This window comes from Citrobacter sp. Cpo091, assembly GCF_030332645.1.
In the GTDB taxonomy this organism is placed as follows: domain Bacteria; phylum Pseudomonadota; class Gammaproteobacteria; order Enterobacterales; family Enterobacteriaceae; genus Citrobacter; species Citrobacter portucalensis.
The window spans coordinates 652,832-664,900 of the sequence record NZ_JAOWHL010000034.1 but is presented as its reverse complement, the minus strand read 5'-3'; the positions used below and the strand labels follow the sequence as shown (position 1 = coordinate 664,900).

Genomic DNA, 12,069 nt, shown 5'->3' with positions numbered 1-12,069 from the left:
TGTTTTTCGCTTTCCAGGAATAAAAAAACGCACAGGGGGGATCGCCCTGTGCGTCGGGTTTATCGCGGAAGAACTTAAACCCCAAGGCGATCGCGTAAGCTGTAATATGCCGCCCCCATGGCGGTAAACGGAATGCGCAGGCTGCGGCCTCCCGGGAACGGGTAGTGCGGCAGTTTGGCGAACGCGTCAAAGCGCTCGGCATCCCCGCGCAGCAGTTCGGAAATCAGGCGCCCTGCCAGGTGAGTACAGGTCACGCCGTGGCCGCTGTAGCCCTGCATATAGTAAATGTTGGTATCAAGACGGCCGAACTGCGGCATACGAGACAGCGTTAACAGGAAATTACCGGTCCAGCGGTAATCAATTTTTACCCCCTGCAATTGCGGGAAGGTCTTCAGCAGTTTCGGCATTACCAGACGCTCAATATCGTCCGGATCGCGAGCGCCGTAGACCACACCACCGCCGTACAGCAGGCGGTTATCTCCGGTCAGACGGTAGTAATCGAGCAGGTAGTTACAATCTTCCACGCAGTAGTTTTTCGGGATCAGCGAGCGCGCCATCTCCGCCGACAGCGGTTCGGTGGTTAACACCTGCGTGCCACACGGCATGCTGCTTTTTGCCAGCGCAGGTTCCAGTTTGTCACCGAGATAGGCGTTGCCCGCGACGATCACAAAGCGGGCCGTCACCTGGCCTTTTTCAGTGCTGACCACCGCCGGGCTGGTGTGCTGAATACGGGTGACTGGCGACTGCTCAAAGACGCGTCCGCCGTTCAGACGAATGGCGTTAGCTTCGCCAATCGCCAGGTTCAGCGGGTGAATATGACCACCGCTGTGGTCGAGCAGCGCGCCGACATAACGATCGCTGCTGACTTCGCGACGAATTTCACTGCTGTCTAACAGTTCAAGCTGCGTGTTGCCGTAGCGTTCCCAGTTCGACTTCTGCTCTTCCAGCGTTTCCATCTGTTTGTGGTTCAGCGCTACAAACAGCCCGCCGGGACGATAGTCGCATTCGATCTGATAACGCTTGATGCGTTCGCGGATGATATTGCCGCCTTCAAACATCATTCCACCGAGCATTTTAGCGGCGTCCGGGCCATAGGTACGTTCGATGACGTCGATATCGCGACTGTAGGAGTTCACCAACTGACCGCCGTTACGTCCGCTGGCCCCGAAACCAATACGCGCGGATTCCAGTAGCACCACGTCGTAACCCATTTCCGCTAAATGCAGGGCGGAGGAGAGTCCGGTATAACCACCGCCCACGACGCAAACATCACAGCTAACCGATTCGCTAAGGGTCGGAAACGGTTCGTACTGATTGGCGCTTGCGGCGTAATAACTGCTGGTATGTTCAGTCATGATTAAGACTCCAGGGAGATCCAGATGGTTTTCAGTTCGCTAAATTTTTCCAGCGCATGCAGGGATTTATCGCGTCCGTTACCGCTTTGCTTATAACCGCCGAACGGCACGGTCATATCACCGTCGTTGTAGTTATTCACGAAGACTGAGCCGGCTTTCAGGCGACGGCTCATACGGTGGGCGCGCGACAAATCGCGGGTCCAGACCGCGGCGCCGAGGCCGTAGTCACTGTCGTTAGCCAGCGCCAGAGCTTCGGCTTCGCTGCTAAAACGGGTGACGACCAGTACCGGGCCGAAGATTTCATCGCGGCTGACGTGGGCCTGCGGTGCGGTATCAACAAAAATCGTCGGGCCGATAGCCGCAGGATGTACATGGCTGCGGCCATCCAGCGCCAGCGTGCCTTGCGCTTCACCGTCGCGAATAAACGTGTCTACGGTGTCGGCATGCGCATTGTCGATAAGCGTGCCCATCGTGGTTTCCGGATCCAGCGGGTTGCCAGGCTGCCAGTTTTTCGCCTGCTCTTTCAGCAGGGCGATGAACTCGTCGGCAATGCTCTCTTCCAGCAGCAGGCGCGTTCCGGCGATACAAACCTGGCCCTGGTTATAGAAGATACCTGCCGCTGCATTAGCGGCGGCTTTCGGCAGATCCGGACAGTCGGCAAACACGATGTTGGCGCTTTTACCTCCGGCTTCCAGCCAGACGCGTTTCATGTTGCTGTCGCCAGCGTCTTTGAGCAGTTGCTTGCCGGTACGAGTCGAGCCGGTAAAGGTGATCACATCAACATCCGGGTGCTGTGACAACGCCTGACCCGCTTCGTGACCATACCCGCTAACAACGCTGAGAACGCCATCGGGCAAACCTGCTTTTTTAGCCAGCGCAGCCAGGCGAATGGCGGTCAGCGGTGATTTTTCGGAAGGCTTGAGGATTACGCTGTTACCCGCAGCCAGTGCCGGGCCGAGTTTCCAGCAGGCCAGCAGCAGAGGAAAGTTCCACGGTACAATGGCGGCAATCACGCCTACCGGTTCGCGCACAATCAGTGCCAGATCGTTCACCGAGGTGGTGGCAACTTCGCCATAGACTTTATCTATAGCTTCGGCATACCAGCGGATGGCGCGTGCCGCGCCGGGAATATCATCACGCAGGCTATGGCGAATCGGTTTACCGGTATCGAGCGTTTCCAGTAGCGCCAGCTCCTCGTGATGCTGCTCCATTAAATCGGCGAGTTTGTGCAGTACCGCTTTGCGCTCTGCGGGTGATGCTTGCGACCAGTCTCCGCGTTCAAAGACGGTACGGGCTGCGGTGACCGCGCGGTCCACATCCGCTTTTTTACCGCGGGCGACTTTAGCCAGAGGACGTTGTCCTGCCGGATCCAGTGTAATAAAGGTTTCGTTATCAGCGGCGGCACAATATTCGCCGTTAATAAATAAACGGGTCTCTGGTGAATAATGGCTGGCTTTCTCACGCCAATATTTAAGATTCTGAAAGTTCATAGCTACTCCTTTTATATCAATAAGATAAAGTTCGTTGCTGATCTTTTTCAGGCAAAATCAGGCTGCACGATGCCCCAGGGATGTACCCTGTTAATGCGCGTTATTTAAGAAGGCCTGAGAAACTCAGGCCGCTACTTATTAGAAAGTGGTGGGAGTGTGGGCACTGATGATGCGGCAGATCCCTGCCGAGGTGTTGCTGAAACTGTGTGGTATGCCGGTGTTAATGGCATAGCTTTGTCCTGCAACAAGAGGATACGTTTGACCGTTGATGGTCAGTATCACTTCACCTTCCAGTATTGTGCCAATCTCTTCACCCTGGTGTTTAATTCTCTCCCCGGTTGTCGTGCCTGGCTGATAGGTTTCAAACATCATTGCCAGCGTACGATTCGGATTTCCGTTGTGTACCAGCTTCATGGATACTCCCTGACTCCCGATCTCAATCAAATCATCCTGATTGATAACCACCTGCGGTTCGTCAGGCTTTTCCGGTTCCGCGAAGAACTCGGAGAGCGACAGCCCATATACTTTCAATAGCTTTTGCAGCGTACTGATGGCAGGACTGACTTTATCCTGCTCTATGGTGCTGATGGCGCTATGCGTTAACCCAGACAGTTCGGCGGCACGACGCTGCGAAAGACCCAATTGCTGGCGGATCTCTGACAAACGTTTACCCGGCGCCAGGCCGTCATCGCTCATAATTGCATTTCCTTAACTGTAGTGGTCAGAGTCGCTGTTTTTCAGCGAGGTGGTTCTGACAAGCGGTGATAAAACCTTCAAGTAACAAACGCGACAGGGCGTATTCGCTACTGTTCCATTCCGGGTGCCACTGCACGCCGAGCGCGAAAGGATGGTCATAGACGCTGGCAGCTTCCACTAATCCATCCTGCGAGCGTGCTTCCACGCGCAGCTGCGGGCCAAGGGTTTTTGCGCCCTGACCATGCAAGGAGTTGACCCAAAACGTGCTGCAACCTGGTATTAACTGAGATAGCAATCCTCCCTGTTGAACCTGGACTTCATGAGATGGTGCATATTGCTGCTCCACCGGGAGTTCCGCATCTTCACGATGTTCCAGGAACTGTGAGTGATCGCACAGGCGACGATACAGAGTCCCGCCAGTGGCGACAACTAATTCCTGCAAGCCCCGGCAGATGGCGAAAATGGGAATGCGCCTTTCGAGCCCGGCGGTAATTAGCGCCATGCTCAGAAGATCACGCCCGGGATCGGCGTCAGACTCATCGCCATTTTCACCATAGAGGTGCGGCTGCACATTGCTTGGGCTTCCTGGCAGGAAGATACCGTCCAGTTTCGGTAACAGCGCGTTCAACAATTCGGGTTCCGCAAGCGCATGGGGAAGCGCTATCGGTAATCCACCGGCATTTAATACCGCATTCAGGTACTTTTCTTGCAGAGTCTGGGTCTGGTGACCCTTAAGCCTGTTCCTACACATCACTACACCAATAACTGGCTTGTCAAATATATTGCCCATGATCGACCTCACGTTTTGGAATAAATTATTGCCAAACGGTTCCTTGTTGTGCCATTCCGTTCATTATTTTCTCAATCTAGCAGCGGAATAACCTTCTAGCAAACTTAATTTAACATTTGACAAACAATTTGTTTGCACCCAGAGTCGAAGGGTGGACATTATATTTAACAGTCAAATCACAGAACAGCTTACCAGGCCAACGGCGGTGAATCATGGAAACCAATATCGTAGAAGTTGAGAATTTTGTTCAGCATTCTGAAGAGAGACGAAGTAGCGCGTTTGCGCGCGAAGTTAAGCAGTATCTGGAACGCTATCCTAATACGCAGTATGTGGATGTGTTGTTAACCGACCTTAATGGCTGTTTTCGCGGTAAGCGCCTTCCCGTTGCGGGATTGCATAAGTTAGAGAAAGGCTGCTATTTCCCGGCATCCGTTTTCGCGATGGATATTCTGGGCAATGTGGTCGAAGAGGCGGGATTAGGCCAGGAGCTTGGCGAACCGGATCGGACCTGTGTACCCGTGGCAGGTACGTTAACCCCTTCGGCTGCCGATCCGGAATTTATTGCGCAGATGATGCTGACGATGCTGGATGAAGATGGCGCTCCCTTTGACGTTGAGCCGCGGAACGTACTAAACCGACTCTGGCAGAAACTTCGCCAGCGCGGTCTGTTCCCCGTCGTAGCGGTAGAGCTGGAGTTCTATTTACTCGATCGTAAGCGTGACCCCGAAGGTTATCTGCAGCCGCCATGCGCGCCGGGAACGGACGATCGTAATACCCAAAGTCAGGTTTATTCGGTTGATAACCTGAACCACTTTGCAGATGTGCTGAACGATATCGATGAACTGGCCCGTTTACAGCTGATCCCGGCTGACGGCGCGGTGGCTGAAGCCTCCCCTGGGCAGTTTGAAATCAACCTCTACCATACCGACAACGTGCTCGACGCCTGCGATGACGCGCTGGCGTTGAAACGTCTGGTACGGCTGGTGGCAGAAAAACATAAGATGCATGCCACGTTTATGGCAAAGCCTTATGAGGAGCATGCTGGTAGCGGGATGCATATCCACATCAGCGTCATGAATAACAAAGGTGAGAACGTGCTGGCTGATGCGAATGGCGATGATTCCGCGTTATTAAAGCGTGCGCTTGCCGGGATGATTGATCTGATGCCCGCATCAATGGCGCTGCTGGCGCCGAATGTGAACTCCTATCGCCGCTTCCAGCCGGGGATGTATGTTCCGACCCAGGCGTCCTGGGGGCACAACAATCGTACAGTGGCGCTGCGTATTCCCTGCGGCGACCGTGATAACCATCGGGTTGAATATCGCGTAGCGGGGGCTGATGCCAACCCGTATCTGGTGATGTCGACCATTCTGGCGGGGATCCTTCACGGTCTGGATAACGAACTGCCGTTACAAGAAGAAGTTGAGGGTAACGGTCTGGAGCAGGAAGGGCTGCCGTTCCCGATTCGCCAGAGCGATGCGCTGTGGGAGTTTATGCAAAATGACAGTCTGCGTGAACTATTGGGTGAGCGGTTTAGCCATGTGTATCACGCATGCAAAAACGATGAGCTTATCCAGTTTGAACGTCTGATTACCGACACTGAAATTGAGTGGATGCTGAAAAACGCCTGACCGTTGTACAGTTCATTGAAAAAGAAGTCGCATCATGCGGGCTGAGCGGAGCCAGCCCGTAAAAATTGCAGGAATACCTGCCATTTCCCGGATGTCGCGTAATGGAGCGCGGGCGACAACGGGTCTTCAGATAACCGACAGAGTTTGTGACGAGGAAATGTGATGATGCCAATGTTTAAAAACCCGCCCCGCGTGAGTATTCATGGCTCCCGCAGTAAATACGGACCGCATCTGTGCCGTACCCCATTGACGCCTTTTTTATGCCATTCCTCCCCGACACGACCCAGGTCTGCTGTACCCACGTTTCGAACGCAGATCTGGACTCGTAGCGGGGAGGAAAACTATGTCGACTAACTCTTCTGCGGATCATTCTGCCCAGCCGGGCAAAGCACAGCTGCGTAAATCCCTGAAGCTGTGGCAGGTGGTGGTGATGGGGCTTGCCTATCTCACGCCGATGACGGTGTTTGACACCTTTGGCATTGTTTCGGGTATTAGCAATGGCCATGTTCCGGCCTCCTACCTGCTGGCCCTGGCGGGAGTACTGTTTACCGCCATCAGTTATGGAAAGCTGGTGCGCCAGTTTCCACAGGCCGGTTCGGCCTATACCTATGCGCAAAAAGCGATCAACCCGCATGTCGGGTTTATGGTCGGCTGGTCGTCACTGCTTGACTACCTTTTCCTGCCGATGATTAACGTACTATTGGCGAAAATTTACCTTTCCGCGCTGTTCCCGGGGGTTGCGCCATGGATTTGGGTGGTGATGTTCGTCGCGATCCTCACCGCGGCCAATCTGAAAAGCGTTAATCTGGTAGCGAACTTCAATGCGCTGTTTGTACTGGTGCAGGTGGCGATCATCGTGGTGTTCATTTTCCTCGTGGTGCAGGGGCTGCACAAAGGGGAAGGGGTTGGGACCGTCTGGTCGCTGCAACCGTTTATCAGCCAGAATGCGCATTTGATCCCGATTATCACCGGGGCGACCATTGTCTGCTTCTCGTTTCTCGGCTTTGACGCGGTGACGACTCTATCTGAAGAGACGCCGGATGCTGCGCGCACCATCCCGAAAGCTATTTTTCTTACCGCGCTGTACGGTGGGCTGATATTCATTGCCGCCTCGTTCTTTATGCAACTGTTCTTCCCGGACATTAGCCGATTCAAAGACCCGGATGCGGCGCTACCGGAGATTGCGCTGTACGTCGGCGGCAAGCTGTTCCAGTCTATTTTCCTGTGTACCACCTTTGTGAATACGCTGGCTTCTGGTCTGGCGTCGCATGCCAGCGTTTCGCGTCTGCTGTACGTGATGGGCCGCGATAACGTCTTCCCGGAGAAGTACTTTGGTTATGTCCATCCCAAATGGCGTACTCCCGCGTTGAACGTCATCATGGTCGGGATTGTGGCGCTGTCGGCCCTGTTTTTTGACCTGGTGACTGCCACGGCGTTGATTAACTTTGGTGCGCTGGTGGCCTTTACGTTCGTTAATCTCTCCGTGTTTAACCACTTCTGGCGTCGTGAAGGACGCAAGCATACCTGGCAGGAGAAGCTGCACTATCTGGTATTGCCAATGGTTGGTGCCGCCACGGTGGCCGTACTGTGGGTGAATCTTGAGGTGACATCGCTGACGCTAGGTCTGGTATGGGCCGGCGTCGGGCTGGTGTATCTTGCCTGGCTGACCGGACGTTTTCGCAAACCGCCGCCGCAGTTTGACGCCGCGAAATCTGAGCGCGCCTGGGAGTGATGGAAGCTGAATAGGCCGTAGCATTCGGCTGAGTTGAGGTAAAAATGAAACACGGTATGTCGCGGCAAACGGTCGCGGCATACCTGCTTTAATTAAAGTCCCGCTTGTTTTAGGGAATAAAAAAACCGGCACGGGAGCCGGTAAGTAAATCAATGTAGGAATATAATTATTATTATAATTCAGCCAACTCAATAGGAACGGGTTTCCCTATATGGTATCCCTGTAACCAACCAATACCCATCGTAATTAGCATCTTTTCAATTTCCTCATTTTCAACAAACTCAGCGACTACTTCCATGTTTTTGAGTTTTGCTACTTCGCAGAAGGATCTGACGGCGCATCGACTAAATTCATCGGTCAGTATGTTACGGATGAAGGAACCATCAATTTTCAGAATATCTGCGTCTAACGTTCGTAGTCGTGAATAGCTTGATGCTCCTGTGCCAAAATCATCAATAGCAATTTTAGAACCGGCTTTACGTAGTGCTCTCAGAACATCAGTGACATTAGCGTTGTCAATGATATCTGATTCAATAACTTCAAATATTATACGCTCAGGTGCTATTGAGTATTTTCTAAACAATGTAAAAACATTATCAAGAAAATCAATTTTATTAAGCGAGTCAGGCGTCAGATTAATGGAGAAGTGACTGTTTGGGTCAGATTTCTGCCGTGACTGTATAAAACGAAATGTTTGCTCTATAACAGTGATATCCAGCGCAGGAAGTAATCCTGCCTCGCGAGCAACCGGTAGGATGGTGTCTGGAAAGATTAACTTACCATCAACCATTTTTATCCGAATAAGTATCTCGTGATAACGTGTCAGTCCCGTGGTTGAAACGATCGGCTGAACAACCAGCATCGTTGATACGATGGGTTGAGCCATAAGCTCAAACGACTTTCTGTCAATTGCCTTTTGCAACATATGACGAATGACAGCCTGGCTGACAATTTTATCACCTGGCACTTGCGGGCTGAGTAACAACGGTTGCCCCTGCATTAACGAGATATAGCTTTGGGTATTAAGGTGCTTAATTGCTTGAGATAAATTTTTAATCAGGTTTTTCTCGGTGGTATATGCCATACCACAAGATAGCCCTAATTGGTAGTCCTTCCAGATAAAACGAAAAGAGTTTAGGTCTTTGTAGAGATCAGGAATGTCAGGGACAGCATTAAGGCGAAGAATTATTCCATGACCAGGTGCGTAATAAATGTCACCTGTACCCTTAATCAATTTGCGTATATATGCGCTTAGCGCTTTTACAAATTCAAAACGAAATTCTATTCCGTGAGTTTGCTCCAGCGTATTCAACTCTGTACAACGGATGTAACACAAGCACTCTGGTGCGTGTTTACGGATGTCCATTTGCAGGGCCTGAAAGTTAGGCAGTCCGGTGTTAGGCTCTGATCTAAAAAGTTGTTTGAGGCGGCGGAGATATTTTCGGTTATGAACCACAAGTACACCGGTAACAACAATCGTAATAGAAAAGACAAACACTATCGTGGAGGAAATCACGAGGCTATGTAAATAATTATTATAGTTAGCAGGTGGAATATAACTGTTTATATAATATCCCAACAGGATAAGCATTGTTACCCATACAGGGGATATCAAAGCATGGCCAATACAGATCACTCCCCATAGCATTACTGGAAGTAACCACAGTAATGAATAGTCTGTAAATATAAGAATATCCTCTCTGATGACGATCAAAGCGGACATAATGCAGAGTAACAGCACCAGCCATAATACTTGATACAGAATAGGAGGGCCGGATTTTATCAGCGCCTTTACTTGTCTAATGTATAGAATGCACCATGCAGGATTTTGAACGCTTCTAAGCAACAGATAACAAAAAGGGATGCCAGTCAGGCAAGAGTTCATCAGCCACTGTAAGTTAATTAATGTTTGTAGTGTAAAAAGGTTTGCGATCGGTGCAGAGGCTGTGTTCGACTGGAACCAGTGATCAATCGAGATGAATAGTAAGGCGTTGCAACACACGAGCCAGACAATACGCTGGGTTGTAAGCTGGCTACGACCAAAGCTAACCGCGCCTCGTTTGCCTGTCGAGAAAAAGTAGAGTGTCTGGCTAATGAGAGCAGCCAGTAGCTGAGCCGTTAGTGTGAATACCGAAGATAAAGAGTAAGAGTAAAGCGCATACAAGAAAAAGGTAGCCAAAATTGGCAGTGCCTTTTGCCGGTATAAAACCAGCAGTGCAGAAATGAGAGGTAAAGTGAGATCGTAAAAATGCAGTGTTATACCCGCAACATCCTCTTGCTTACTGAGATGGCCAGCGACCAGTTGTAATGCAAAAAACGCGATGCCGACACAAAAATAGTCTCTAAATGTATTAATGAAATTTATATTTTCCGTTTTTCTTAGCAATATCATCATTCGCAATTCTCAGTGAGTTATCACCGTTCTCGATTTAAGTCATCTACTTAAAACAGGTTAGATTTAGGGCTTAAAATGTGTATTATTGGATGTTTTCGCTAATTGAAAACTATTTTAAAATCTGTTATGTGAGTTTTTTAAAGGTAATCCTCGACAATTTCCCTATGTTTCGCAACACAGAGGAGAACAATATTGCTGGTTGTACAGATAATAAAAGTTGCGTCAGTAGCCATTATTTCAGACAGAATAGTCGATCGATAAAAACGATCAATATAAATTTTTTGATAGTTTTCATCGATAGGTTTGGCAGATCATAAATACCATGAAAGATCGATGAAAGCTATTGAATTGTTATTATTTAATATTATTTGTTTCGTGAATGTTAGTTGGGCTACTCTTTTTTTGAATATTAACTAATGGCTACACCTTGATATGAAAATCATTCTTTTATTGCCAGGAAAGTGAGTTTCCCCACCTTCCCACAACACACTCAATTGTTAATCATTAACGAGGCTGCTGCTGTGTCGCGCAGTGAATACCGCCGCCACCGGCAGCGATACCGTCGATATTCAACTGAATAATTTCACGATCGGCAAACAGATCCTGCAAAATAGTATGGGTACTACGATCGGTGCGCTTATCGCCAAATTGCGGTGCAATGACGGCATCATTACACAGATAAAAATTGATATACCCCGCGGCGAAATCATCGCTCGCATAAGTCTGGCGGATGGTAGAAGGTCCTTCCAGCGTGACTACCTCCAACCGTCGGCCTTTGGCATCCGTGGCGGCCCGTAATATGTCCAGATGACGTCGGGTGATCGCGTAATCAAAGGATGACGGATCCTGCTCAAGACCCGCCACCACCGTACCCGGATGCGTGAATCGGGCGTAAAAATCTGTATGGCCGTCGGTAATATCCTTGCCGGCAATACCCGGCAACCAGATGATTTTCTCCAGACCTAGCAGTCGCTTAAGTTCTTCTTCGCATTCGGCTTTGTTGACGCCAGGATTACGGTTGGAGTTAAGCACGCAGCTCTCGGTAATAATCGCCGTGCCTTCACCATCTACCTCAATACCGCCACCTTCCAGTGTTAGCGCCGAGCGAATAAACTCGGCATGAATGTAATCAGTAACAAATTCAGCCACATCGGCATCTCGTTCGTGCTCTTGCTTATTGCCCCAGCCGTTGAAATTAAATCCCACTCCGCCGAGCGCGCCGCTGGCGCTTTTCGCAAACACCGGCCCGGTGTCGCGGATCCACAGATCGTCTATTGGGTGAACCAGAAGATTGACTGACGGCCCGCACAGACGCGCGGCGAGCTCGCTGTCTTCTTCGCGTACTAACATATTCACGGGTTCAAATGCGGCGATGGTTTTGGCAACTAACGCCAGGTTTTCCTGCACCACCGGTAGCAGATGAGGCTCCCAGATCTCCGCACTGGCACCAAACGCCATCCAGGTTGCCGCATGCGGTGCGCCTTCATCAGGCATTTGCCAGCGGCGGTTCTCTGTCGCGCGGGCAAATTGGCTAAAGCTGAAGCCCGTCATACCAGCGAGTAGCATACTCGTTGAAGTCACCAGGCCTTGTCTGACGAATGAACGTCTTGTCATCATAGGATTAACCTTTGCGTATTTTTACCTGATATCAGGTGAATGAAATAATAATAGATAATAAATATTCTGCGTATTTTAAATATTAAATAATAAATAAAGCAATCGCGGGTAAATTTCACGCGAAATATAGCACAGGAGATATGCGTTGCAATCTCTTAGTTTTATATAATGAGTGAAAATGGCGACTATTAAAATTTCTCAACTATATATTTATATATAATTTATATTTATCAGCATGAACATATGGCACGCCGTTGGCTCTGAGGCCCTCGTCTGACGGGCCTTGCCGTGGATTGTGATCTGGCCGATTGTTCTGTTGTATTTATTAATGCCATGAACCGTGTGGACTATAGTAAAGATGGC

8 protein-coding genes are annotated in these 12,069 nt (G+C 50.2%); 2 read left to right on the top strand and 6 right to left on the bottom strand.

What is annotated here, in order from left to right:
• Nucleotides 1-74: 74 nt before the first annotated feature.
• From OGY04_RS13730 to puuD, 4 genes are all read right to left on the bottom strand, one after another.
• Nucleotides 75-1,355, bottom strand: a complete 1,281-nt coding sequence (locus OGY04_RS13730) for an NAD(P)/FAD-dependent oxidoreductase (RefSeq protein WP_048214853.1) — start codon at nt 1,353-1,355, stop codon at nt 75-77.
• Between the two features lie 2 nt (nt 1,356-1,357).
• Nucleotides 1,358-2,845, bottom strand: a complete 1,488-nt coding sequence (puuC, locus tag OGY04_RS13725; RefSeq protein ID WP_048236025.1) for an aldehyde dehydrogenase PuuC — start codon at nt 2,843-2,845, stop codon at nt 1,358-1,360.
• Nucleotides 2,846-2,983: 138 nt separating this feature from the next.
• Complete coding sequence (puuR, locus tag OGY04_RS13720) at nt 2,984-3,541, bottom strand: HTH-type transcriptional regulator PuuR (RefSeq protein WP_003830877.1); 558 nt, start codon at nt 3,539-3,541, stop codon at nt 2,984-2,986.
• A 25-nt stretch (nt 3,542-3,566) separates the two neighbouring features.
• Nucleotides 3,567-4,331: a gamma-glutamyl-gamma-aminobutyrate hydrolase gene (gene puuD / locus OGY04_RS13715; protein WP_149607802.1), complete on the bottom strand. Its 765-nt coding sequence runs from the start codon at nt 4,329-4,331 to the stop codon at nt 3,567-3,569.
• Between the two features lie 212 nt (nt 4,332-4,543).
• On the opposite strand from puuD, the gene OGY04_RS13710 reads away from it, so the two are divergent.
• Together OGY04_RS13710 and OGY04_RS13705 are read left to right on the top strand one after the other, a co-directional pair.
• Nucleotides 4,544-5,962, top strand: a complete 1,419-nt coding sequence (locus OGY04_RS13710) for a glutamine synthetase family protein (protein WP_003830879.1) — start codon at nt 4,544-4,546, stop codon at nt 5,960-5,962.
• A gap of 343 nt (nt 5,963-6,305) precedes the next feature.
• Entirely contained in the window at nt 6,306-7,694 is a 1,389-nt protein-coding gene (locus OGY04_RS13705; protein ID WP_048236023.1) for an APC family permease, read from the top strand.
• Between the two features lie 172 nt (nt 7,695-7,866).
• Here the strand turns inward: OGY04_RS13705 and OGY04_RS13700 are convergent, their stop codons facing one another.
• Complete coding sequence (locus OGY04_RS13700) at nt 7,867-10,089, bottom strand: EAL domain-containing protein (protein WP_286585405.1); 2,223 nt, start codon at nt 10,087-10,089, stop codon at nt 7,867-7,869.
• A gap of 504 nt (nt 10,090-10,593) precedes the next feature.
• Nucleotides 10,594-11,706, bottom strand: a complete 1,113-nt coding sequence (locus OGY04_RS13695; RefSeq protein WP_286585403.1) for an agmatine deiminase family protein — start codon at nt 11,704-11,706, stop codon at nt 10,594-10,596.
• Between the last annotated feature and the right edge of the window lie 363 nt (nt 11,707-12,069).